At 72.5% G+C, this 22,800-nt stretch carries 18 protein-coding genes and 6 pseudogenes; 13 read left to right on the top strand and 11 right to left on the bottom strand.

All coding sequences use genetic code 11. The features are described 5' to 3' along the window. Positions 1–73 precede the first annotated feature (73 nt). Entirely contained in the window at positions 74–886 is an 813-nt protein-coding gene (locus tag OJ254_RS00575) for an AzlC family ABC transporter permease (protein ID WP_423835793.1), read from the top strand. Further along, positions 883–1,191, top strand: a complete 309-nt coding sequence (locus OJ254_RS00570) for an AzlD domain-containing protein (RefSeq protein ID WP_265360818.1) — start codon at positions 883–885, stop codon at positions 1,189–1,191. The genes OJ254_RS00575 and OJ254_RS00570 overlap by 4 nt, the downstream gene beginning before the upstream one ends. Positions 1,192–1,355: 164 nt before the next feature. Here OJ254_RS00570 and OJ254_RS00565 read toward each other — a convergent pair whose 3' ends face one another. After that, positions 1,356–2,279, bottom strand: a complete 924-nt coding sequence (locus OJ254_RS00565) for a hypothetical protein (RefSeq protein WP_265360817.1) — start codon at positions 2,277–2,279, stop codon at positions 1,356–1,358. A gap of 78 nt (positions 2,280–2,357) precedes the next feature. Between OJ254_RS00565 and OJ254_RS00560 the strand changes: the two genes are divergently transcribed. The 4 genes and pseudogenes from OJ254_RS00560 (at position 2,358) to recX (ending at position 5,932) form a co-directional block, all read left to right on the top strand. Further along, positions 2,358–2,552: a DUF3046 domain-containing protein gene (locus OJ254_RS00560; RefSeq protein WP_265360816.1), complete on the top strand. Its 195-nt coding sequence runs from the start codon at positions 2,358–2,360 to the stop codon at positions 2,550–2,552. A gap of 75 nt (positions 2,553–2,627) precedes the next feature. Continuing rightward, positions 2,628–3,886: pseudogene (locus OJ254_RS00555) on the top strand (AI-2E family transporter). A gap of 231 nt (positions 3,887–4,117) precedes the next feature. Continuing rightward, positions 4,118–5,239: a recombinase RecA gene (gene recA, locus OJ254_RS00550; RefSeq protein WP_265360815.1), complete on the top strand. Its 1,122-nt coding sequence runs from the start codon at positions 4,118–4,120 to the stop codon at positions 5,237–5,239. A 6-nt stretch (positions 5,240–5,245) separates the two neighbouring features. Further along, positions 5,246–5,932 carry a recombination regulator RecX gene (gene recX / locus OJ254_RS00545; RefSeq protein WP_265360814.1) on the top strand — a complete coding sequence of 229 codons (687 nt, stop codon included), beginning with the start codon at positions 5,246–5,248 and terminating at the stop codon, positions 5,930–5,932. Between the two features lie 514 nt (positions 5,933–6,446). Here recX and OJ254_RS00540 read toward each other — a convergent pair. The 8 genes and pseudogenes from OJ254_RS00540 to OJ254_RS00510 form a co-directional block, all read right to left on the bottom strand. After that, the gene (locus OJ254_RS00540) at positions 6,447–6,839 is read right to left on the bottom strand and encodes a rhodanese-like domain-containing protein (RefSeq protein ID WP_265360813.1); all 393 of its coding nucleotides are present in this window, start codon (positions 6,837–6,839) and stop codon (positions 6,447–6,449) included. Then, the gene (locus OJ254_RS00535) at positions 6,836–7,393 is read right to left on the bottom strand and encodes a cupin domain-containing protein (protein ID WP_265360812.1); all 558 of its coding nucleotides are present in this window, start codon (positions 7,391–7,393) and stop codon (positions 6,836–6,838) included. The genes OJ254_RS00540 and OJ254_RS00535 overlap by 4 nt, the downstream gene beginning before the upstream one ends. Positions 7,394–7,470: 77 nt before the next feature. Next, positions 7,471–7,557 carry a putative leader peptide gene (locus OJ254_RS30780; protein WP_311044721.1) on the bottom strand — a complete coding sequence of 29 codons (87 nt, stop codon included), beginning with the start codon at positions 7,555–7,557 and terminating at the stop codon, positions 7,471–7,473. A gap of 685 nt (positions 7,558–8,242) precedes the next feature. Then, positions 8,243–9,926: pseudogene (locus tag OJ254_RS00530) on the bottom strand (FAD-dependent monooxygenase); the annotation flags it as partial. Between the two features lie 182 nt (positions 9,927–10,108). Further along, a pseudogene (locus OJ254_RS00525) lies at positions 10,109–11,040 on the bottom strand (amino acid ABC transporter permease). A 100-nt stretch (positions 11,041–11,140) separates the two neighbouring features. Further along, positions 11,141–11,787, bottom strand: a pseudogene (locus OJ254_RS00520) (amino acid ABC transporter permease). Between the two features lie 129 nt (positions 11,788–11,916). Further along, positions 11,917–12,828, bottom strand: coding sequence for a glutamate ABC transporter substrate-binding protein (locus OJ254_RS00515; protein ID WP_265360811.1), 912 nt, complete (start codon positions 12,826–12,828; stop codon positions 11,917–11,919). Positions 12,829–12,884: 56 nt separating this feature from the next. After that, positions 12,885–13,668: pseudogene (locus OJ254_RS00510) on the bottom strand (amino acid ABC transporter ATP-binding protein). 289 nt (positions 13,669–13,957) lie between these two features. On the opposite strand from OJ254_RS00510, the gene OJ254_RS00505 reads away from it, so the two are divergent. From OJ254_RS00505 to OJ254_RS00495, 3 genes are all read left to right on the top strand, one after another. Beyond that, on the top strand, positions 13,958–14,689 hold the full coding sequence (locus OJ254_RS00505; RefSeq protein ID WP_265360810.1) for a response regulator transcription factor: 732 nt from the start codon (positions 13,958–13,960) through the stop codon (positions 14,687–14,689). Between the two features lie 16 nt (positions 14,690–14,705). Then, on the top strand, positions 14,706–16,121 hold the full coding sequence (locus OJ254_RS00500; protein ID WP_265360809.1) for a sensor histidine kinase: 1,416 nt from the start codon (positions 14,706–14,708) through the stop codon (positions 16,119–16,121). 206 nt (positions 16,122–16,327) lie between these two features. Then, on the top strand, positions 16,328–16,531 hold the full coding sequence (locus tag OJ254_RS00495; RefSeq protein WP_030288153.1) for a cold-shock protein: 204 nt from the start codon (positions 16,328–16,330) through the stop codon (positions 16,529–16,531). Positions 16,532–16,627: 96 nt separating this feature from the next. Here the strand turns inward: OJ254_RS00495 and OJ254_RS00490 are convergent. Then, positions 16,628–17,622, bottom strand: a pseudogene (locus OJ254_RS00490) (TAXI family TRAP transporter solute-binding subunit). 133 nt (positions 17,623–17,755) lie between these two features. On the opposite strand from OJ254_RS00490, the gene OJ254_RS00485 reads away from it, so the two are divergent. From OJ254_RS00485 to OJ254_RS00475, 3 genes are all read left to right on the top strand, one after another. After that, complete coding sequence (locus tag OJ254_RS00485; RefSeq protein WP_265360808.1) at positions 17,756–18,553, top strand: ankyrin repeat domain-containing protein; 798 nt, start codon at positions 17,756–17,758, stop codon at positions 18,551–18,553. A gap of 91 nt (positions 18,554–18,644) precedes the next feature. Then, positions 18,645–20,162 carry a tRNA (N6-isopentenyl adenosine(37)-C2)-methylthiotransferase MiaB gene (gene miaB / locus OJ254_RS00480; RefSeq protein ID WP_265360807.1) on the top strand — a complete coding sequence of 506 codons (1,518 nt, stop codon included), beginning with the start codon at positions 18,645–18,647 and terminating at the stop codon, positions 20,160–20,162. Between the two features lie 39 nt (positions 20,163–20,201). Next, on the top strand, positions 20,202–20,912 hold the full coding sequence (locus OJ254_RS00475) for a class III extradiol ring-cleavage dioxygenase family protein (RefSeq protein WP_265360806.1): 711 nt from the start codon (positions 20,202–20,204) through the stop codon (positions 20,910–20,912). Positions 20,913–21,149: 237 nt separating this feature from the next. Here OJ254_RS00475 and OJ254_RS00470 read toward each other — a convergent pair whose 3' ends face one another. Continuing rightward, the gene (locus tag OJ254_RS00470) at positions 21,150–21,596 is read right to left on the bottom strand and encodes a hypothetical protein (protein WP_265360805.1); all 447 of its coding nucleotides are present in this window, start codon (positions 21,594–21,596) and stop codon (positions 21,150–21,152) included. 224 nt (positions 21,597–21,820) lie between these two features. Here OJ254_RS00470 and miaA point away from each other — a divergent pair, with 224 nt between their 5' ends. Beyond that, the gene (gene miaA, locus OJ254_RS00465) at positions 21,821–22,759 is read left to right on the top strand and encodes a tRNA (adenosine(37)-N6)-dimethylallyltransferase MiaA (RefSeq protein ID WP_265365000.1); all 939 of its coding nucleotides are present in this window, start codon (positions 21,821–21,823) and stop codon (positions 22,757–22,759) included. The last annotated feature ends 41 nt before the right edge of the window (positions 22,760–22,800 follow it).

Raw genomic sequence — 22,800 nt, 5'->3', positions numbered from 1 at the left:
AGCGGCTCGCACCCGGCAGGAGGCGCAAGAACGTACAAGACCACCGGGAGTGCCCCCGCCTACGGTCCCGGACGTGGCAGAACAGACAGACATACGCACCACCGAGGAGGCCGCGCCGCCGGAACCGGCACGGCCCGCCAAATCCGACTCCGCCGTCATCAGGGACGCCCTCGGCGTCGGCATCGCCGTCGGCCTCTCCGGGTTCGCGTTCGGCGTGACCTCGGCCGGCGCCGGCCTCAGCCTGCTCCAGACCTGCGCGCTGAGCCTGCTCGTGTTCACCGGCGCCTCGCAGTTCGCCCTGGTCGGCGCGCTCGCCGCGGGCGGCAACCCGCTCACCGCCGCGGCCGGAGCCTTCTTCCTCGGCGTGCGCAACGCCTTCTACGGACTGCGGCTCTCCGCCGTCCTCGGCTACCGGGCGACGGCCCGGCCCTTCGCCGCCCACTGGGTCATCGACGAAACCACCGCCGTCACCCTGGCCCAGCCCGACCGCCGCAGCGCCCGGCTCGGCTTCACCGTCACCGGCCTGAGCCTGTACGCCCTGTGGAACCTCACCACCCTCATCGGCGCCCTCGGGGCCGAGGCGCTCGGCGACACCGAAGCCTGGGGCCTGGACGCCGCCAGCCCCGCGGTCTTCCTGGCGCTGCTCGCCCCGATGCTGCGGAGCACCGTCGAGCGGGTGGCGGCCGGCCTCGCCGTCGTCCTGGTGATGACCACGCTGCCGCTGCTGCCCACCGGAGTGCCGGTCCTGCTCTCGGCGCTCGCCGCCCCCGCCGTCCTCGTCGTACAGGGCCGCCGCCAACGGGCGCAGGGCACCGGGAACGACACGACACCCACGGCGGACGGCCACGCGCACGACCGCCCCGCCACCGAGGAGAAGCGGGCATGAACGTCTGGATCGCCATCGCCGCCACCGCCGTCGGCTGCTACCTGGTCAAGTACCTCGGCCTCTCGGCGCCCGCCGGCGTCCTGGAGCGCCCGCTCGTCAAACGGCTGGCCGCGCTGCTCCCGGTGGCCCTGCTGGCCGCGCTCACCGCACAGCAGACCTTCAGCGACGGCCACCACCTGGTGCTCGACGCCAAGGCCGCAGGAGTGGCCGCCGCGGCCGTCGCCCTCGTCCTGCGCGCGCCGTTCCTGCTGGTCGTCGGCGTCGCCGTGGCGGTCACGGCAGGCGTACGGGCGCTGGGCGGCTGACGCCCCACTCCCGCCGACGCCCCGCCCCGGTGGATGCCCTCCCCGGCGCGGCTGAGACCGAAGCAGCAGCGGGCGGCCCCCGAGGGAGGGGCCGCCCGCATGCTCACCCAAGAGGTCCGGGCCGGGGGGACGACCGGCCCGGACCAGCCGCTCAGTCCCGCCGCTCAGTCCAGCCGCCGCCCGTACGCCCGCAAGGTCCGCAGCGCCTTCAGCGTCACCATCGGGCGGCTCTCCAGCGCCGTTCCCGGCGCCCAGATCCGCCAGTTCACCGGCCAGCCGCCGTCCTCCTCCTGGAGCGCCAGGAGGTGGTCCAGCGCCCGGTCCATCTCCTCATCGGAGAACCAGCCGCGGGCCAGGGAACCGGGCGACGGCGCATAGTCGTAGGCGAAGTGATGCTCCCCGGGGGCGTACCCCGGCGCCACCGGGACATCCGCCGCCCGCCCCGGATCCAGCAGCACCAGACCCTCCTCCCGCACCACCCGCCCCAGCCGCTCGGCCGCCGCGGCGGCCCGCGGCCGGTCCGGCGCCCCGTCCAGGAACGCCAGCGCCGCCTCCACCTCGTACGGATGGGTCCCCTTCAGCGACTCCACCGCCGCCCAGCAGTAGTCCGTCGCCCGGAAGAGCCAGGCGTGCCACACCTCGTTGCGGTGCAGCGTGCCCACCACCGGGCCGGTCGCCAGGAGGGCGCTCGGCGGATCGTCGACCACCGGGATCCACGGTGCGGCCGGGTAACCGCGCTGGGAGGGGTGCAGCGCGGGCAGCGCTCCCTCGGGAGTCGAGATCTTCGTCAGATAGCGGCAGATCCGCTCCACCTGACGGCCGTCACAGCGCCCGATCAGATCCAGGACCTTCAGGGCGTGCGCGGTGTGCAGCGGCTGGCTCACGGGTCCGCGCAGATCGGGCTCCAGGGCGTGGCCGAAGCCGTCGTCGTCGTTGCGGTACGCGGCGAGCGCGGTCTCCACCGGGTCCGCCCCGCCGCCGAGGAAGTCGTACTCGAAGAGCCGCTGCTCGAGCACCCGGGCGGTCAGCCAGAGGAATCGCTCCGCACGCGCCAGAGGGGTCGAAGGAGGGCTTGCGTTTTCGGCCATGGCCCGACCGTAGGGCCGAATTCCTCCGGCGGCACCGGGTCGCGCACCCCTGCCAGCCCAGGGCGGGATACTGGAGGCATGCGGTTGACGGTCTTCTGGCAGCGGATGGCGGATCATTTCGGCGCGGCGTACGCCGACTCCTTCGCGCGTGATCACGTGATGTCGGGCCTCGGCGGCCGGACCGTCCAGGAAGCACTGGACGCCGGGTGGAGCGCCAAAGAGGTGTGGCGGGTGGTCTGCACCGTCATGGACGTGCCGCCCGAGAGGCGCTGAAGCGGCTGATCCCGAACGTGGACGGAGTTGTCCGCGCGGTGCGCGACACTTGGCCTCGTGCCTGTGTCTGAAGAGATCACCAGCAACGACGTCCCCCGCCCCGAGGACCGGCCGGACGCCCGGTCCGACGCCCGGATGCCGCGCTGGCTGCCGCGCGCCATGGTGCTCGCGCTCGCCCTCGTGGCCTGCTTCCAGCTCGCCACCTGGGGATTCCACCAGCTCATCTCGCTGCTGCTGAACGTGCTGATCGCGTTCTTCCTGGCGCTCGCCGTCGAACCGGCCGTCTCCTGGATGGCGGCCCGCGGAATGCGGCGCGGTTTGGCCACCGGCCTGGTCTTCCTCGGCATCCTCGTCGCCGCGGCAGGCTTCTTCACGCTGCTGGGCTCCATGCTCGCCGGCCAGATAGTCACCATGGTCGAGGAATTCCCGCAGTACCTCGACTCCGTCATCAGCTGGATCAACAGCACCCTGCACACCCACCTCTCCCGGGTCGAGGTGCAGAACAACCTGCTCCGGTCCGACTGGCTGCAGAAGTACGTCCAGGACAGCGCCAACAACGTGCTCGCCGTCTCCGCGACGGTGCTGGGCAGCCTGTTCAACCTCCTGACCGTCGCCCTCTTCTCGTTCTACTTCGCCGCCGACGGCCCCGGCTGCGCCGCGCGCTGTGCTCCGTCCTCCCGCCCCGCCGCCAGGAGGAGGTGCTGCGCGCCTGGGAGATCGCCGTCGCCAAGACCGGCGGTTACCTCTACTCGCGCGGCCTGATGGCGCTCATCTCCGGCCTCGCCCACTACGTCCTGCTGGAGCTCATGGGCGTGCCGTACGCCCCCGCGCTGGGCATGTGGGTGGGCCTGGTCTCCCAGTTCATCCCCACCATCGGCACGTACCTCGCGGGCGCGCTGCCGATCCTGATCGCCTTCACCGTCGACCCCTGGCACGCCCTGTGGGTCTTCGCCTTCGTCGTGATCTACCAGCAGTTCGAGAACTACCTCCTCCAGCCGCGGATCACCGCCAAGACGGTGGACATCCACCCCGCCGTCGCCTTCGGATCGGTCGTCGCCGGCACGGCTCTCATGGGCGCGGTGGGCGCACTGATCGCCATCCCGGCCACGGCCACCCTGCAGGCCTTCCTCGGCGCGTACGTCAAGCGCTACGCCGTTCCCGACGACCTCCGGGTCCACGGCAAGGCCCGCCGCCGACGCGCCGCCGACATCCTCGCCCGGGTGCGCCACGCCGCCGATCGCGAGGACGCCCGGCACCGCGGGAAGGACGCGGCGGAGCAGGACACCTCAGCCCAGCAGGACGCCGCCCGGCAGGGCACGCCGGACGCGGACTGACGCCGAGGACTGCGCCCGGACGCTGCCGGAAGGCCCGACGCGCGCGGACACGGCGCGGCGTGGCGCTTGACACGAAAATCGAACAGCTATTCTCATGAGAGATCCGGCCCGTGATTTCGGGGATTCCGCGAAGTTATCCACAGGCCGGAGCCGGGTCCGGGCGCATTGTCAGTGGCAGGCGTTAGCGTCATGGACGTGAAGCGATCGACTCAAGCAAATCGGGTGGAACCCATGGCAGGCACTGACCGCGAGAAGGCGCTGGACGCCGCGCTCGCACAGATTGAACGGCAATTCGGCAAGGGCGCAGTGATGCGCATGGGGGAGCGGTCGAAGGAGCCCATCGAGGTCATCCCCACCGGATCCACCGCCCTCGACGTCGCCCTGGGCGTCGGCGGCCTCCCCCGAGGCCGCGTCATCGAGGTCTACGGCCCGGAATCCTCCGGTAAGACGACCCTGACCCTGCACGCGGTCGCGAACGCCCAGCGGGCCGGCGGCTCCGTCGCGTTCATCGACGCCGAGCACGCCCTCGACCCCGAGTACGCCAAGAAGCTCGGTGTGGACACCGACGCCCTGATCCTCTCCCAGCCGGACAACGGCGAGCAGGCCCTGGAGATCACGGACATGCTGGTCCGCTCCGGCGCGCTCGACCTCATCGTGATCGACTCCGTCGCCGCCCTAGTGCCGCGGGCCGAGATCGAGGGCGAGATGGGCGACTCCCACGTCGGCCTCCAGGCCCGGCTGATGAGCCAGGCCCTGCGCAAGATCACCAGCGCGCTCAACCAGTCCAAGACCACGGCGATCTTCATCAACCAGCTCCGCGAGAAGATCGGCGTGATGTTCGGCTCGCCGGAGACCACGACCGGTGGCCGGGCCCTGAAGTTCTACGCCTCGGTGCGCCTGGACATCCGCCGCATCGAAACCCTCAAGGACGGCACCGAGGCCGTGGGTAACCGCACCCGCGTCAAGGTCGTCAAGAACAAGGTCTCGCCGCCCTTCAAGCAGGCCGAGTTCGACATCCTCTACGGCCAGGGCATCAGCCGCGAGGGCGGCCTGATCGACATGGGCGTGGAGCACGGCTTCATCCGCAAGTCCGGCGCTTGGTACACCTACGAGGGCGACCAGCTCGGACAGGGCAAGGAGAACGCCCGCAACTTCCTCAAGGACAACCCGGATCTCGCCAACGAGATCGAGAAGAAGATCAAGGAGAAGCTCGGCATCGGCGTCAAGCCGCAGGACCCGGCGACGGAGCCCGGCGCGGACGCCGCGGGCGCGACGACCGACGCGGCCCCGGCGGCTCCGGCCGCGGCGACGAAGAGCGCCAAGGGTTCCAAGGCCGCAGCGGCCAAGAGCTAGCCCGCCATGACACGGCGAACGGAATGGCCGGACAGCGCGGACGGGATCAGCAGCGCTGCCGGTGACGCCGAGACCCGTAGCGGCCGCAGGGGCGGACGTGGCCGTGGCCGTGAGAACGGCGGTGGTTCCGCCCTCGCCTTCGGTGAGGGCGAACCCGCCTCGTCGAGGGCCGAGGCGGGACCACCGCGTACGCCCGAGGAGCAGGCGCGGGCCATCTGCCTGCGCCTGCTCACCGGGAGTCCGCGTACCCGGAAACAGCTGGAGGATGCCCTGCGCCGGCGCGGCATCCCCGAGGAGGCCGCACAGGAGGTGCTGTCCAGCTTCGAGGACGTCGGGCTGATCGACGACGCGGCCTTCGCCGACGCCTGGGTGGAGTCCCGCCACCACGGGCGCGGCCTGGCCCGGCGGGCCCTGGCCCGGGAGCTGCGGACGAAGGGCGTGGACTCGGCACTGATCGATGAGGCGGTCGGCCGCCTCGATTCCGAGCAGGAGGAGTCCACCGCCCGCGAACTGGTCGACCGCAAGCTGCGCACGACCAGGGGCCTGGACCGCGAGAAACGCCTCCGCCGCCTGGCGGGAATGCTGGCTCGCAAGGGCTACCCCGAGGGTCTGGCCCTCCGCGTGGTCAGACAGGCCCTGGAGGAAGAGGGCGAGGACCCTGACCTCCTGGAAGAGCATCTGCCGGGGGACTGACCGGGACCGGTACGAGGGCTACGTCTGTCCTGCCCTTGAGCCGAGGCGGGTGCTCTCCTTGAGCCGAGGGCGGGTGAGCTCCTTGCGCTGAGGTGGGTGAGCTCCTTGAGTCGAGGAGGATGCCCTCCTTGAGTCGAGAGGGGCCCCTTGAGTCCAGGCGGGGGTTCCCTTGAGCCGAGGTGGGTGTGCGGCGGGGACGGCCGGGCTCCGGATGTGGTTGGCGCTAAGGGGGGCACGGGCTTTGGCACCGTCCACGGCCGGCGTTCCGGGACGGTCTGCGTCCGGCACCGCCGGCGGCCGGGCTCCGGCGTGGTCAGCGGTCAGCGGTCAGCGTTCGGACTCCGGCAACGTCGGCGTCCTGGGGCGGTCAGGGCTGGGCGGAAGCGGGGCGGGGGAGTGGGGTGGGTGGGGGCGGGGGCGGGGCCCCGGGGGGAGAGGAAACCCCACTCCGCCCTGAGGGGAGAGGAAACCCCACCCCGCCCTGGGGAGGAAGCCCCACCCCCCATGGCCCACCTCACCGTGGTTTCTCGCCCCCGACCGGCAGGCCCGCTGCGCGCCAGGCCTGGAAGCCGCCGGTGAGGTCGGTGGCTCGGTGGAGGCCCAGCTGGCGGAGGGAGAGGGCGGCGAGGCTGGAGGCGTAGCCCTCGTTGCAGATCACCACGACGGGCAGATCGTGGTGGGTCGCTTCCGGCGCGCGGTGCGCACCGGTGGGGTCCAGACGCCACTCCAGTTCGTTGCGTTCCACGATCAGGGCGCCGGGGATGATGCCGTCGCGGTCGCGTAGTTCCGCGTAACGGATGTCGACGAGCAGGCCGCCCGCCTGCTGGACGGCGGCGGCCTCCTCCGGGTCGACCCGTCGGCCCAGTTGGCGGCGGGCATCGGCGAGGAGGGCGTCGATGGCGCTCATGTCCACTCCTCCGGGCGCTCGACCTCTTCCAGCCGGAGTACCTGGCCGGTGCGGCTGTAGCGGCGCATCAGCGGCAGCGGCGGGTAGTAGGCGTGCACGGAGACCGCGTGGGTGTCCGGTGAGGTGTTGAGGACCTGGTGGACGTGGTGCGGGCCGAAGGCCCGGCCGCGGCCGTCGCGGAGTGTGCGTTCCCGGTCGACGCCGTCGGCGAGTTCCAGGGTTTTCCAGCCCTCGGTGGGCAGTTGGGCGGCGAGCGACTGCTCCGTCAGCTCGCCCGTCGCCGTGGCGAAGGCACCGTGTGAGCCGCCGTGGTCGTGCCAGCCGGTGCCGGTGCCGGGCGGCCAGCCGATCAGCCAGGCCTCACTGCCGCCCGGCCCGTCCAGCCGGATCCACGTCCGCCCTTCCGGGTCGAGCGGCAGCGAGGCGATGAGCGCCGGGTCCGCGGCGGTACGGCGGACGAAGTCGAGGAGTGCGGAGGCGCTGGGCCCACCGTCCTTGCCGGCGGTGTCATTGCCGGGGGCGTGCGGGCGCGCGGGAGTACGTACGTCGGGCACGGAAACCGTCCTGAGTGATCGCGAAGAGGCGCGGCTGCCGGAGAGGGGCAGGCGGCCGCGCGGGAAGAAAATGCGGATCAACAGGACGGACGACACATGCAGCCCGCATAGCGGACCAGGTCCAGATGGACCCTCCGCCAGAACCGCGAGCTGTGGTCAGTCATTCTCGGAGTGAAACACGCTGGTTCGTAACGGGTCAACTGGACGCGACAGCCGACGAGGCAACGGGACGGATCAACGGAGCAGGCCAGCGGAGCAGGCCAACTGGGCGGATCAACTGGACGGGCCAGCGGAGCAGGCCAGCGGAACAGGCCAACGGGACAGATCAACTGGGCGGGTCCGACGGGAGGTCGGGGCCGGGCTCTGTGTCGGTGCTCAGCCAGCGGCTTCCCGGGGAGCCCGCTCCAGCGTCCACGCCGGTGCCCGCCGCGTGGTCCCCTGCGCTCGTTCCCGGGTCGGCGCCGGCGCCGCTGCCCGGCTCGCCCCAGTTCCAGCCCAGTCCTCGTCCGCCCCTCCCTCTTCGTCCCTCTCTTCGTCCTCGTACCGCTCCCGGCCCCCCTCGTCAGCCCCAGACCCCTCGCCAGCCCCGGCATCCTCACCAACCCCAGCACCAACCCCAGCACCAATCCCCTCACCCTCGCCAACCCCAGCACCCTCCCCAGCCCGTGCACGCTCCCGTGCACCCTCCCGGGCGTCACCCCCAGCCCCGTCAGCGCCCCCGGCACCCGCACCACCCCCGGCAAGCCTCGCGTCCCCGGCAAGCCCCGCGTCCCCCGCAAGCCCCGAAAACCCCGCGCCCCCCAGGCCCCCGCCCGCCCATACGCCCCAGGGATCCCTGGGATCCCCGGACCCCCGACGCGTCGTCAGGTGTGCCGCCCGTACCGCCTCCGCGCAGGCGTGGAGTTCCGTCGGGCGGATGCCGGGGGCGAGGGCGGTGACCAGGTGGCCGTCGGGGCGTACGAGGAGGACGGTGTGGGCGGCGGCGCCCGGGTAGGACTCGGTGACCAGGACCTCGGCGGGCATCGGGAGCGCCGCGGCGGCGCTGCTCAGCCGGGGCATGAGGCCCGCCGACTGCCAGTGCCGGCGGTCCCAGACGGTGGTGCCGGGCGCCACCAGCACCACCAGCAGCCCGCGCCCGAGGCGGGTCCGCAGCCGTACCACCGAACCGTCCGGCGCGGTCACCGGGACGTCCGTCACCGGCGCTCCCGGTGGCGTCTCGACGAGCGGTCCGCCGGTGTGCGCGGCGGGCGGTGCCAGCGGCGTGCGGGCGTACACCGGTGGGCGCCCAGCGGGCCGCGGCCCAGGTGGCCGTCGGTCAGCAGCGTGCTGCGGCCGCGTGCGGCGCCGGGCAGGACGGTGCGCCAGCGGGCCGAGCGGCCGTCCCGCAGCAGCGGCAGTGCCTGGTCGGCGGCGCGCAGCCGGGCCGCGACCGCGCCCCGCCGTTCGGCCTGGTAGCTGTCGAGCAGCGTCTCGGTGGCGCCGTGGTGCCAGGCCAGCCCCAGCTTCCAGGCGAGGTTCTCGGCGTCCCGCAGCCCCTCGTCCAGGCCCTGGGTGCCGAGCGCGCCCAGCAGGTGTGCGGCGTCCCCGGCGAGGAAGGCGCGGCCCTGCCGCCAGCAGCGGGCCAGCCGGTGGTGGACGGTGTGCACGCCGGTGTCGAGGAGTTCGTACGGGGGGACCGGCCGGCCGTGGCCGGAGTGCCGGGCGCCGTCCCCGTCCGTGCCGGTGCCGTCGCCGGCCTCGACCGGGTACTCGGTGGTCCAGCCGGCCAGCGAGTCGCGGATCCGGGCGACCAGGGCGTCCGGGGTGACCAGTTCGCGGCCCGGGGGCAGCAGCCAGTCCAGCCGCCAGACACCGTCGGCCAGCGGGCGGGCGGAGACCTCGCTGCCCGGGGCGCCGCCCTGCCGGGGCGGTGAGCGGTGCAGCAGGGCCTCGCCGGGCCAGGGGAGTTCGCAGCGCAGCGCGGCCACCGCGTGCCGCTCGACGGCCGTACGGCCGGGGAAGCGGATGTCCAGGAGCTTGCGCACGGTCGACCGGGGGCCGTCGCAGCCGATGAGGTAACTCCCGCGCCACCACGTCCCGTTGGGGCCGCGGGTGCGGGCGCTGATGCCGTGCTCGTCCTGTTCGAGGTCGGTCAGCCGGCTGCCGGTAACGACCTCGGCGAGCTTCTCCCGCTCCAGTGCCGCGCGCAGCGCGCGGGTGAGGGCGTGCTGGGGGAGGTGGACCGGGAGGTGGCGGCGGGCCCGGCCGCGCCGTCCGTGGGGTGCGGGGCGAAGGCGACGCGTTCCACCAGGCGCCGGCGGCGCATGATCCGCCAGGCCGTCCAGCGGGTGCCGGCGGACTCCAGGGTGGCGGCGCAGCCGAGCCGGCCGACGAACGCCGCGGTGTCCTCGCGGAGGACGGCGGTGCGGGCGGGCCGGGTGTCCTCCTCGCCGGTGGTCTCGTCGAGGACGATGGAGGGGACGCCGAGCCGGGCGAGGGCGAGTGCGAGGGAGAGACCGACCGGCCCGCCCCCGGCGACGATCACCGGGTCCACGGCGCCGCTCCCCGAGGCCGCTGGTACGTACGGGACGTGCGGGAACTGGCAGTTGGAGCCCGGTGCGTGATCACACAGCGTATGCAACCCACTGCGGCCGCTCGCGTCAAGTGACGGAGGCGGTGGCGCCGTTGCCACCGCCTCCGGACGGTTCCGTACCGGCCGCGCGGGCCGTCGTACCGTCAGTCCTTCGCGTCCGCCGGGACGTCGGCCGGGGGTGCGGTCTCCAGGGCGTCGGTGGCGGTCACCGGCTCGCCGGCCGCCGCCACGCCGATCCCGGTCTTCGCCCGCCGGCCGCGCCGCTCGATCCAGTTGGCGAGGGCGGACAGCGCCAGGCACATCGCGACGTAGAGGGAGCCGGTGACGATGATGAACGGGACGTAGGTGTCCTCACCGTTGACGAGGATGTTGGTGCTCATCAGACGGGCGGTGTAGAGCAGTTCCTCGAACGTGATGATGTAGCCGAGGGAGGTGTCCTTCAGCGTCACCACGAGCTGGCTGATGATCGTCGGCAGCATCGCGCGGACGGCCTGCGGGATCAGCACGGTCGTCATGACCTGGGTCTTGCTCATGCCCAGGGCGTAGGCGGCCTCACGCTGGCCCTTGGGCACGGAGTCGATACCGGCCCGCAGCACCTCGGCCTGGACCGAGCCGTTGTAGACGGTCAGCCCGATGACCAGGGCCCAGAACTGCGGCTGGTCACCGCTCAGGCCGAGCGCGTCGCGGTTGGTGAGCAGCAGGACCCAGATCACGTAGATGGTGATCAGCAGCGGGACGGCGCGGAAGAGTTCGATGAACCCGGTCGCCAGCCAGCGCACGGGCTTGTGGTCCGACAGCCGCCCGACCGCCAGCAGGATGCCGAGGACCAGGGAGAGCACCGCGGCGACCGCGAAGACCTCGAGGGTCGTCAGCAGGCCGTTGCGGATGTTGGTGCGCACCCCCGCGTTGTTGAAGATGTCCCACCGCTCGGGCTCGAACTGGCCCGTCGCGTTGAGCCGCATCACCACGAACCCGATCAGGGCGAGTACCGCGAGCCCACCGAGGACGGTGTAGACGCGGTTGCGCATCTTCGCCTTCGGCCCGGGACGTCGTAGAGAACGCTGGCCCCACTCATGCCGTTACCTCACTTCGTTCCGCCCCGCGTGCGCGCGGCCCCCACGTGCTGTCGTTCCGCTCCCGGCCTTCGGCCGGGGGGACCCCCATGTCGCGTCCGTTCACCGGGCGACCCCCATCCGGCGCTCCAGCAGCCGGAAGGCGCCGCTGATGGCGAAGGTGATGACGAGGTAGGCGAGCGCGACCCACAGGAAGATCCAGGCGATCGCATACCCTGGTCGCTGAGCAGCTTGGCGAAGCCGAACAGCTCGGTGACGCTGAACGCACCCGCGATGGCGGAGTTCTTCGTGAGTGCGATGAAGATGCTGCTCAGCGGCGGCAGCACGGTGCGGGTGGCCTGCGGCAGGACGATCAGCCGCAGGGTCTGCGAGAACGTCATCCCGAGGCTGCGCGCGGCCTCCGCCTGGCCCAGCGGCACGGTGTTGATGCCGGAGCGCACCGCTTCGCACACGAACGAGGAGGTGTAGAAGCCCAGCGCCAGCATGGCCAGCACGAAGGGGCTCAGTCCCTTGAAGAGCACCTGGGGCACGACGAACATCGCGATCAGGAAGAGCAGCGTCAGCGGGGTGTTGCGCAGCAGCGTGACCCAGGCCGTTCCGAACGCGCGCAGCGGCGGGATCGGAGAGACCCGGAATCCGGCTATGAGGACGCCGAGCACCAGGGCGATCACCGCGCTCGCCGCGGTGATCGCCAGGGTTCCGAGGAACCCGTCACGGAACGCGGGCAGATGATCGAGGAGTACGTTCATGGGTCTCCGCGGTAGCGGTCATCGGGTCGACGGCGGGCAGGGAAGAGACGGGGTGAAGACAGCGCGCCCCGCACACCCGGCCACGGCGGGCGTACGGGGCGGCGCGGTCAGGAGAAGCGGTCCGGCGCCTCAGTACCGCGGCAGCGGCGTCTTCGGGGCGACGTAGGCCGACCCGGACTTGCCGAGGGTGCCTTGGTACGCCTTCTTGTAGTCGCCGTTCTTGATGTGGTTCTCCAGCGCGGTGGTGATCGCGTCGCGCAGGGCCTTGTCGTTCTTGTCCATGCCGACGCCGTAGGGCTCCTTGGTGAACGGCTTGTTCACCACGCGGAGCTTCGTCGGGCGCTGGGCCGCGTAGCCCTTGAGGATCGCGTCGTCGGTGGTGACCGCGTCGACGTCGCCGTCGATCAGCTTCTTGACGCAGTCCGAGTACTTGCCCAGTTCCAGGGTCTTGGCGCCGTACTTCGGCTTCTTGATCTCCTGGAGCGGGGTGGACCCGGTAATCGAGCAGACCGTCTTGCCGCGGAGCGCGTCCGGGCCGGTGATGGCCTTGTCGTCCTTGCGCACCAGGAGGTCCGCACCCGCGGTGTAGTACGGGCCCGCGAAGCCGACCTGCTTCTTGCGCTCGTCGTTGATCGTGTAGGTGCCGACGTAGTAGTCGACGTCGTGCCCGGAGATCTTGGTCTCACGGACGTTGGAGTCGACCGTGCTGAACTTGATCTGCTTCTCCGAGAAGCCCAGGTCGGCCGCGACCATCTTGGCGATCTCGATGTCGAAGCCGGAGTACTTGCCCGACGAGGGGTCCTGGTAGCCCAGGAACGGCTGGTCGGCCTTGACGCCGATGACGATCTGGCCCTTCTGCTGGGCCTTCTTCAGCACCGCCGAGTTGACCTTGACGTCCTTGGCGACCTTGTACGTGCCGCTGTAGACCTCGCCGCCGGCCGGCTTGTCGCCGGCCGTTCCCGACTCGCCGCCGCAGGCGGTCGCCGTGGCCGCCAGCGCGAGCACCACCGCACCGGCCGCGGCCGTCTTGAGCATCCTCATGGTGAACATCCTTTGGTTCAGCAAGTGTTGGCAATAATGGTGGCCCAACTGCGGCCTCAGTGGTGGAGGATCTTCGACAGGAAGTCCTTGGCGCGGTCGCTGCGCGGGTTGTTGAAGAACTGGTTCGGCTCGGCCTCTTCGATGATGCGGCCGTCCGCCATGAAGACCACTCGGTTCGCCGCGGAGCGCGCGAAGCCCATCTCATGGGTGACCACGACCATCGTCATGCCGTCCGGGCGAGCTGCTGCATCACGTCCAGCACCTCGTTGATCATCTCCGGGTCCAGCGCGGAGGTCGGCTCGTCGAACAGCATCACCTTCGGGTCCATGGCCAGCGCGCGGGCGATCGCCACCCGCTGCTGCTGCCCGCCGGAGAGCTGTGCGGGTACTTGTCCGCCTGGGTGCCGACACCGACCCGGTCCAGCAGGGCGCGGGCCTTCTGCTCGGCGGCCGCCTTGTCCGCTTTGCGGACCTTGGTCTGGCCCAGCATCACGTTCTCCAGCACCGTCTTGTGTGCGAAGAGGTTGAACGACTGGAAGACCATGCCGACGTCCGCGCGGAGCCGGGCCAGTTCGCGACCCTCCTGCGGCAGCGGCTTGCCGTCGATGGTGATGCTGCCGGAGTCGATGGTCTCCAGGCGGTTGATCGTGCGGCAGAGCGTCGACTTGCCGGAGCCCGAGGGCCCGATCACGACGACGACCTCGCCCCGGTTGATCGTCAGGTCGATGTCCTGGAGCACGTGCAGCGCGCCGAAGTGCTTGTTCACGTTGTCCAGCACGACCAGCTGGTCACCCGCCGGCGTGGAACCCTCGGCGTTCTTGGTCACCGATACTTCACTCATCGGCGTACAGCTCCGTCCTCCTCGGTTGGGGAGGACCCTAGTGACGGCTCGCGACCAGCGTCATTACATCTGAGGGGAACTTGAGCATAACGATCCGGTCGCAGCGGGCCACTCACGGTGAAGGGGTGGGGGAGGGGGTGGCCGGCCGGGTTCCGTCGTGGCGCGGTGCCACCGGCGTACCGGCTGGGTAACGGATGGCGGCCGGGAGGTGGCCTGCTCTTGACGCGCGCACCCGCCATCGCCGTAGATGCCCTGTGGCCTGTCCGCACGCACCCGGGAAGGAGGCCCGATGAGACTGCTGCTGGTCGAGGACGACGATCACGTCGCCGCGGCGCTGGCCGCCGTGCTCGCCAAGCACGGCCTGTCCGTCGTCCACGCGCGCAGCGGTGAGGAGGCGCTCAAGGCCCTGCTGCCCGATGCCGCCGAGCCCTTCGCGGTGGTGCTGCTCGACCTCGGGCTGCCCGACCAGGACGGTTTCGAGGTGTGCGGCCGGATCCGCAAGATCAGCGCCACCCCGGTCATCATGGTCACCGCGCGCTCCGACGTGCGCTCGCGCATACACGGCCTCAACCTGGGCGCGGACGACTACGTGGTCAAGCCGTACGACACCGGAGAGCTGCTGGCCCGCATCCACGCGGTGAGCCGGCGGAACGCGGTGCCGCCGGCCGGCGGTGCGGAGCAGCCGGCCGAGGAGGGCGTGCCCGAGGCGCCGCTGCGGCTCGGCGCGGTGACCGTCGAACTCCCCACCCGCCAGGTGTCCGTGGACGGCACCGCGGTGCCGCTGACCCGCAAGGAGTTCGACCTGCTGGCGCTGCTCGCCCAGCGGCCCGGGGTGGTCTTCCGCCGGGAGCAGATCATCAGCGAGGTGTGGCGGACGAGTTGGGAGGGCACCGGCCGGACCCTGGAGGTGCACATCGCCTCGCTCCGCGCCAAACTGCGCATGCCCGCCCTGATCGAGACCGTGCGCGGCGTCGGCTACCGCCTGGTCGTGCCGGCCGCCCCGGCCGCCCCGGCTCCCTGAAGGCCGCCGCGGGCCCGTGCGCACCCGACTCCTTCCGCTCCTCATCGTCCTGATGGCCGGTGTGCTGCTCGCGCTCGGCATCCCGCTCGGCGTCATCACCGCCGGCGTGGAGCAGCAGAAGGTGGTCGTCGACCGGATCGACGACGCCGCCCGGTTCGCCTCGCTCGCCCAGTTCGTCACCGCCCGCCCCGATGCCGACGCCGGGCACAAGACGCCCGAGGAGGACGAGCGGCGCGCCACCCTCCGCACGGAGCTGGCGCGCTACTACGGCCTGTACGGGATCCGGGCCGGCGTCTTCTACCGCGACCGCTCCCAGATGGCCGCCGCCCCCGAGGACATGCCGGTGCCCGGCGACGGGGAGGGCGCCCGGGCCTTCAGCGAGGCACTGGCCGGCCGCCGCAGCCACGACCCGCACCAGATCTGGCCGTGGGACGACGACGGCCGCATCCCGGTCGCCTCACCGGTGATCCGCGACGGCGACGTGGTCGCGGTGGTCATGACCGATTCGCCCACCGGGCAGATGCGCGCCCGGATCCTGCACGGCTGGCTGCTGATCGCGGCCGGCGAGTGCGCGGCGATGCTCGTCGCGGTCGGCGCGGCCTTCCGGCTCACCGGCTGGGTGCTGCGGCCCGTACGGGTCCTGGACGCGGCCAGCCACGACATCGCCACCGGCCGGATGAAGTCCCGGGTCGCCAGCACCGCCGGACCGCCCGAACTGCGCCGGCTGGCCCGCTCCTTCAACGAGATGGCCGACCACGTCGAGGAGGTGCTGGAACAGCAGCGCGCCTTCGTCGCGGACGCCTCCCACCAGCTGCGCAACCCGCTGTCCGCGCTGCTGCTGCGGATCGAGCTGCTGGCCCTCGAACTCCCCGAAGGCAACGAGGAGATCGCCTCGGTGCGCACCGAGGGCAAGCGGCTGGCCCGGGTCCTGGAGGATCTGCTCGACCTCGCCCTCGCCGAGCACACCGCCGCCGACCTCCAGCTCACCGACGTGGCCGCGCTGGCCGCCGAGCGCGTCGACTCCTGGCGCCCGATGGCCGACGACAAGGGCGTCCGGCTGACCTACGAGGGGCAGCCCGCGGTCACCGGCTGGGCCGATCCGGTCGCCCTCTCCAGTGCCCTGGACGCCGTCGTCGACAACGCCCTGAAGTTCACCCCGGCCGGCCGGCCGGTGACCGTACGCGTGGCACCGGACGGCGAGCAGGTGCGGATCATCGTGGCCGACCGCGGCCCGGGGCTGACCGAGGACGAACTGGCGCGGGTCGGTGACCGCTTCTGGCGCAGCAGCCGCCACCAGAACGTCTCGGGCTCCGGGCTCGGCCTGTCGATCACCCGTGCCCTGCTCACCGCGGGCGGCGCCACCATCGCCTACGCCCCGCACCCGCCGAACGGGCTGGAGGTCACCGTGACCCTGCCGCGCACCGCGCCCTGAACAGGCGGGCCGGTCGGCGCCGTGTGCTACCGTCGAAGGACGTTGCAGTTGTGGTACCCATGAACGTTGTGTGCGCCCGGAGGCTGGTAGCCCCGGGCGTTCCTGTTTTCCGGAGCTTTCCGGGCCGTTTCCGGTGTGGGGCGATCATCGCGGCGAAGGGGACCGCACGGTGCGGTTCCCGGTTTGCCCCATGAATGGAGAAAAACATGGCTTCCGGCACCGTCAAGTGGTTCAACTCGGAAAAGGGCTTCGGCTTCATCGAGCAGGACGGCGGCGGCCCCGACGTCTTCGCCCACTACTCGAACATCCAGGCTCAGGGCTTCCGTGAGCTCCTGGAGGGCCAGAAGGTCTCGTTCGACGTGACCCAGGGCCCGAAGGGCCCGCAGGCGGAGAACATCATCCCCGCCTGACGCCCCGCGCGTCCGCCCTGGCCTGCGACGGCACCGTCCGTCGCAGGCCAGGGCGCTTTTTTGGGCCAGGGCGCGCTTCGGGGGTGCCGGAGGGCCTCAGGGCTTCACGGACACGTAGTAGCGCCGGGCGCCCTCGTGCAGCTGCAGCGGATCGGTGAACACCGCCGTCCGCAGGTCCACCTTCTGCGCGGCATGCACCTGACGCCCGATCCAGTCCCGGCTGTCGATCACCGTCCGGGTGATGCCCTGGGTCAGCGCCGCGTCCTCCCGGTCCGTCGTGACCAGCAGGTTCGCCACCGCGATCGTCTTCACCGCCTGCCCGTCCTGGGCCGCGGATAGGCGTCGGCGGGCATCACCGCCGCCCGGTAGTAGCGGGTGCGCTCGCCCTGCCGGTGCAGGCCCTCCGTGAGGTCACCGAGCTGCACCAGCCGTACGGGGAACCGCTCCGCGAGCCGCTGGACCGCCGTCGTCGGCAGTCCGCCCGACCAGAAGAAGGCGTCCAGCTTCCCCTGCTCCAGCAGCTTCGGCATCCGGTCGATGCCCACACGCACGGGCTTGATGTCCCGGTCGAAGTCGAGTCCGGCCGCCTCCAGCAGCCGCCGGGTGATCAACTGCACGCCCGAGCCGTCGGTCCCGACGCCCACCCGTAGGTGCCGCAGGTCCTTGGTCGAGCGCACCGCCGACCGCTTGGGCACCACCAGCTGCATGTAGTCGTCGTACAGCCGCGCACAGGCCCGCAGCCGGTCCGCGCCCGGTTCGCCCCGGAACTGGTAGGTGGCGACCGCGTCAGCCGTGGCGATGCTGAACTCCGCGCGCCCGGATACCAGTTGGCGCAGATTGTCGATCGACCCCTCGCTGCGGACCAGCCGCAGCCGTAGGTCCGGCATGTCGTGCGCCAGGTCCTGCTGCAGCAGCTCGCCGTAGCGCGCGTACACCCCCGTCGGCACGCCCGTCGCCATCGTCACCTGGCCGCTCGGCGCGGGTGTGCTCCCCATGGACAGCAGCCACCACAGCGCCAGCCCGAGCACGACCAGCGCCGCGACGCCTGCCTGGGACGCCCGGTGACCCGGGCGGGGGAGTGCGGTGACCATGGGCGGGATCCTGCCAGGTGCGGGGCGTCGGCGGGAGGGGGCCGGGGCTCCGGTCGACTACGCTCCGCTCGGCCCGTGATCCTTTACGGCGGGCCGCCGGTGGGCGCGCGGGACGCGGAACGGGGGACGAGACATGGGCGACGGGGCACTCATCGCGGCCGTACGGAGCGGGGACGTGGCGGCGGTGGACGCGCTGCTCGATGCCGGTGCCGATCCGGACACCGTCGACGGGGCCGGCACGCCCGCACTCTGTCTGGCGGTGGATGCCTTCGACCTGCCGGTGGTGGAGCTGCTGAGCGGGGCGGCGCGGTTGGACCGGGTGGCCCCCGACGGCCGCACCGCCCTGCTGCGGGCGGTCGACCGCGGGGCGTACGAGATCACGGAAGCGCTCGTCTGCCGCGGCGCGCAGCTCTGGCACAAGGACGGCGCGGGGCGCGACGCCCTGGCGCTGGCCCGCTACTGGCACGAGACGGGAGCCGTGGACGAGTTGCGGCGCAGGAGCGGGCGGACCGGGAGAACTGGGGGGACCGGGAGGAGCGGGCCGGCGGAGCCGGTCCGGCGCAGGACCGTCCGGGGCGCGTTCGGGACGACCTGTGAGGAGCTGTCGCTGGGCGGGCGGCGGGTCCGCACCGGGCACACCGCGATCCTCACCGTGCTGGAGCCGCGGTACGGGGTCCGGCCCGCCTTCGAGGAGTTGCTGTCCCGCGCCCTGGCCGAACCGGACGTCGATCACGAGGTGTGGTGGGCGACGACGTCCGCGGCCCAGCAGCGGCACGATCCGGCCGTCCGGGAGGCGGCGGCCGCCCTACGGGACCGGCCGGATGCGCGGGAGCGGTACTTCGGGGCGGAAGTACTGCGGCTGATCGACCTCTTCGAAGGGAGCGATTCCGAGGAGGGCGACTTCGCGGGGAGTGACGTCGAGGGTGCGTGACGAGGCCCCGCCCGCCGGTCAGGGGCGGGCGCGGACGGGCCTCCCGGCCCGCGGGGAGAAGGCTTCTCCGGCTGGCCCTTACCCTTGAGGAATGACCAGCAGCACCGACCTCAGCCACGTCGTGGGCGTGCCGAAGACCTATGAGATCCGCACCTACGGGTGCCAGATGAACGTCCACGACTCCGAGCGGCTGTCCGGGCTGCTGGAGGAGGCCGGGTACGTCCGTGCGCCCAAGGGGGGCGAGGAGGCCGACGTCGTCGTCTTCAACACCTGCGCGGTGCGGGAGAACGCCGACAACCGCCTCTACGGCAACCTCGGCCAGCTCGCCCCCAAGAAGGCGGCGCACCCCGGCATGCAGATCGCCGTGGGCGGCTGCCTCGCGCAGAAGGACCGCGACACCATCGTCAAGAAGGCCCCCTGGGTCGACGTGGTCTTCGGGACGCACAACATTGGCAAGCTGCCGGTCCTGCTGGAGCGGGCCCGCGTCCAGGAAGAGGCGCAGGTTGAGATCGCCGAGGCGCTGGAGGCGTTCCCCTCCACGCTGCCGACCCGCCGCGAGAGCGCGTACGCGGCCTGGGTGTCGATCTCCGTCGGCTGCAACAACACCTGCACCTTCTGTATCGTCCCGGCGCTGCGCGGCAAGGAGAAGGACCGCCGGCCCGGCGACATCCTCGCCGAGGTCGAGGCGCTGGTCGCCGAGGGCGTCAGCGAGATCACCCTGCTCGGGCAGAACGTCAACGCCTACGGCTCCGACATCGGCGACCGCGAGGCCTTCAGCAAGCTGCTGCGCGCCTGCGGGAACATCGAGGGCCTGGAGCGGGTGCGTTTCACCTCCCCGCACCCGCGCGACTTCACCGACGACGTGATCGCCGCCATGGCCGAGACGCCCAACGTGATGCCGCAGCTGCACATGCCGCTGCAGTCCGGCTCCGACCAGGTCCTCAAGGCCATGCGCCGCTCGTACCGCCAGGAGCGGTTCCTCGGCATCATCGAGAAGGTGCGCGCCGCCATGCCGGACGCCGCGATCTCGACGGACATCATCGTCGGCTTCCCGGGCGAGACCGAGGAGGACTTCGAGCAGACCCTGCACACGGTCCGCGAGTCCCGCTTCGCCCAGGCGTTCACGTTCCAGTACTCCAAGCGCCCCGGCACCCCCGCGGCCGAGATGGACGGCCAGATCCCCAAGGCCGTCGTCCAGGAGCGCTACGAGCGGCTGGTCGCCCTCCAGGAGGAGATCTCCTGGGAGGAGAACAAGAAGCAGGTCGGCCGCACCCGCGACGTCATGGTCGCCGAGGGCGAGGGCCGCAAGGACGACGCGACCCACCGCCTCTCCGGCCGGGCGCCGGACAACCGCCTGGTGCACTTCACCCGGCCCGAGGAGCCGGTCCGCCCCGGCGACGTGGTGACCGTCGAGGTGACCTACGCCGCTCCGCACCACCTCCTCGCGGAGGGCCCGGCGAAGGCGGTCCGCCGCACCCGCGCCGGCGACGCCTGGGAGAAGCGCACCGCCGCCCCGGCCGAGAAGCCCAAGGGCGTCCTGCTGGGCCTGCCCACCATCGGTGCCCCGGCCCCGAGCCCGGCGCCCACCGCGGGCTGCGGCTGCGACTGACCGCGAAGACGGCGGGCCGGGGGCGTTACGCTGCGTGGCATGCTCGTAGCCGCCGCCATCTGCCCCTGCCCGCCGCTGCTCGTCCCGGAGGTCGCCGCCGGGGCCGCGCCCGAGCTGGAACCGCTGCGCGCCGCCTGCCTCGACGCGATCGGCGTGCTCGCCGCGGCCCGCCCGGACCGGCTGGTCGTCGTCGGCCCCGCCGACGAGGTCACCCGCGGCCCGCACCCCGAGGGTGCCGTCGGATCGTTCCGCGGCTTCGGGGTGCCGCTCGACGTGACGCTGGGCGCCGCGGAGGCCGCCGCCGAGCGGCCGCTCCCGCCGTCCCTCTCCATCGGCGCCTGGCTGCTCTCCCGTGCGGACTGGGCCGACGCCCCCGTGGAGGGCCTGGGCCTGGACCCGGCGCAGCCCGCCGAGCGGGCCCTGGCGGCCGGCCGGGAGGTCGCCACCCGCGCGCCCCGGGTCGCCCTGCTGGTGATGGGCGACGGCAGCGCCTGCCGGACGGTCAAGGCGCCCGGCTACCTCGACGACCGTGCCGAGCCCTTCGACGCCGCGGTGGCCCGCGCGCTGGACGCCGCCGACGTCGCCGCGCTGAGCGCGCTGGACGCCCAGCTCGCCGCCGCCCTCCAGGCCTCCGGACGGGCCGGCTGGCAGCTCCTGGCGGGCGCCGCCGAGGGCGCGGGGCTGGGAGGCCGGCTGCTGCGCGAGGAGGCCCCGTACGGCGTGGGGTACTTCGTCGCCACCTGGTCGTAGCCGCTGCGGCGGGTAAGCCACTACGGCCGGGTAAGCCGCTGCGGCGGTGAGCCACTACGGCCGGTCGGTCGGTCACCGGCAGCCCGGTGGCGCGGCCCGCCCTCCTGAGGGGCCTGAGGGGTCGGGCCGGCGACGCCCGCCCCGTAGTGGACACGACACGACGGCCGCGAGGTGGTGAGCCACCCCGCGGCCGTCGTGCGCTGCCCGTCTTTCCGACGCGCGTGAATCACTCCGGCGTCATTTCCGTGCGCCCTCGCCGGACTCGCTGTCCGCCGCGGCCCGGACCGACTGCTGCCGGGGAATCCCGGCGCCCTCCGCGGTCTGCTCCGCCGCGCCGTGCGCTTCCCCGTCGGCGGCCTGCTCGGCGGCCGGTCCGGGTGCCGTCTCAGCGGCCTCTTCGGCGGCCGTCTCGGCGGTCTCCGCACGCTGTCCGTCACCCGTCCCGTCATCGGACACCTCCGGGGCCGCCGCTTCCGCCGCGTCGTCCGCCACGCCTTCGGCCACCGCGTCCGCCGCGGACCCGTCGCCGGCCGCGGCCTCCTCGGCGCCCGCGGACTCCTCGGCCTTCCCGGCCTCCCCGGCCCCCCGGGCTTCGTCGGCGCCCTCGGCCTCCGCCGAAGCGGCCGACTTCGCCGGCTCCTCCGCCTCGGCCGTCACCGACGTTGCGGCGCTCTCCTCCGTCAACGCTTCGGACTTACGGCGGCGAAACCGCGAAAACACGCCCATAACTGCTCCTACGCTCTTCATGTGGGCGAAATCCCCTGCCGCCCGGAGCGGACCGTCGCGCCGCCCACGGGCGCCGGTGCTGCACCGGTTCTCTCGGGACCTCGCAACAGGCAACGACCTCATCGGTGGCCCGTCACGTCGCTCGTTCGAGATGGGTCCGCGATGTTTGGGAGACTGACGTGGTGAACACCGCCGTCCCCGCTCCGCGGGTCATCGCCGTCGTCGGCCCCACCGCGGCCGGAAAGTCCGATCTGGGCGTCGCGCTCGCCCGACACCTGGGTGGCGAGGTCATCAACGCCGACTCCATGCAGCTGTACCGCGGCATGGACATCGGGACCGCCAAGCTCACGCCCGAGGAGCAGCAGGGCGTACCGCACCACCTCCTGGACGTCTGGGAGGTCACCCGCGCCGCCAACGTCGCCGAGTACCAGCGGCTGGCCCGCGCCGAGATCGACCGGCTGCTCGCGGAGGGCCGCACCCCGGTCCTCGTCGGCGGCTCCGGCCTGTACGTACGCGGCGCCATCGACGCCCTGGAGTTCCCCGGCACCGACCCTGCGGTGCGCGCCCGCCTGGAGGCCGAACTGGCCGAACTGGGCAGCGGCGCCCTGCACGCCCGGCTGGCCACCGCCGACCCGGAGGCCGCCCGCGCCATCCTGCCCGGGAACGGCCGCCGCATCGTGCGCGCCCTGGAGGTCATCGAGATCACCGGCCGCCCCTTCACCGCCAACCTCCCCGGTCACGAGGCGGTCTACGACACCGTGCAGATCGGGGTCGACGTCGCGCGCCCCGAACTCGACGAGCGGATCGCCCGGCGGGTCGACCGGATGTGGGAGGCCGGCCTCGTCGACGAGGTGCGCCGCCTGGAGGCCGAAGGGCTGCGGGAGGGCCTGACCGCTTCCCGGGCGCTCGGTTACCAGCAGGTGCTCGCGCAGCTGGCGGGGGAGTGCACGGAAGCGCAGGCGCGTGACGAGACGGTGCGCGCCACCAAGCGCTTCGCGCGCCGTCAGGACTCGTGGTTCCGCCGGGACCCGCGCGTCCACTGGCTCAGCGGTGCGGCCGAGCACCTGGCGGAACTCCCTGAGCAGGCGCTGGCCTTGCTCGAACGACCGGTCACAGCCTGATCACGTCATGGCATCGGGACGCTCCGGCCGTCATCCGGGCC

It is taken from the genome of Streptomyces endophytica, from assembly GCF_026153355.1.
GTDB lineage: Bacteria > Actinomycetota > Actinomycetes > Streptomycetales > Streptomycetaceae > Streptomyces > Streptomyces endophytica.
The sequence above is the reverse complement of the archived record's forward strand: the minus strand, read 5'-3'. Positions and strand labels throughout refer to the sequence as shown.

Excerpts from the sequence above, each read along its gene's own strand:
- OJ254_RS00570 (WP_265360818.1), top strand. The coding sequence starts at position 883 with ATGAACGTCTGGATCGCCATCGCCGCCACCGCCGTCGGCTGCTACCTG.
- OJ254_RS00565 (WP_265360817.1), bottom strand. The coding sequence starts at position 2,279 with ATGGCCGAAAACGCAAGCCCTCCTTCGACCCCTCTGGCGCGTGCGGAG.
- OJ254_RS00560 (WP_265360816.1), top strand. The coding sequence starts at position 2,358 with ATGCGGTTGACGGTCTTCTGGCAGCGGATGGCGGATCATTTCGGCGCG.
- recA (WP_265360815.1), top strand. The coding sequence starts at position 4,118 with ATGGCAGGCACTGACCGCGAGAAGGCGCTGGACGCCGCGCTCGCACAG.
- recX (WP_265360814.1), top strand. The coding sequence starts at position 5,246 with ATGACACGGCGAACGGAATGGCCGGACAGCGCGGACGGGATCAGCAGC.
- OJ254_RS00540 (WP_265360813.1), bottom strand. The coding sequence starts at position 6,839 with ATGAGCGCCATCGACGCCCTCCTCGCCGATGCCCGCCGCCAACTGGGC.
- OJ254_RS30780 (WP_311044721.1), bottom strand. The coding sequence starts at position 7,557 with ATGACTGACCACAGCTCGCGGTTCTGGCGGAGGGTCCATCTGGACCTG.
- OJ254_RS00515 (WP_265360811.1), bottom strand. The coding sequence starts at position 12,828 with ATGAGGATGCTCAAGACGGCCGCGGCCGGTGCGGTGGTGCTCGCGCTG.
- OJ254_RS00505 (WP_265360810.1), top strand. The coding sequence starts at position 13,958 with ATGAGACTGCTGCTGGTCGAGGACGACGATCACGTCGCCGCGGCGCTG.
- OJ254_RS00495 (WP_030288153.1), top strand. The coding sequence starts at position 16,328 with ATGGCTTCCGGCACCGTCAAGTGGTTCAACTCGGAAAAGGGCTTCGGC.
- OJ254_RS00485 (WP_265360808.1), top strand. The coding sequence starts at position 17,756 with ATGGGCGACGGGGCACTCATCGCGGCCGTACGGAGCGGGGACGTGGCG.
- miaB (WP_265360807.1), top strand. The coding sequence starts at position 18,645 with ATGACCAGCAGCACCGACCTCAGCCACGTCGTGGGCGTGCCGAAGACC.
- OJ254_RS00475 (WP_265360806.1), top strand. The coding sequence starts at position 20,202 with ATGCTCGTAGCCGCCGCCATCTGCCCCTGCCCGCCGCTGCTCGTCCCG.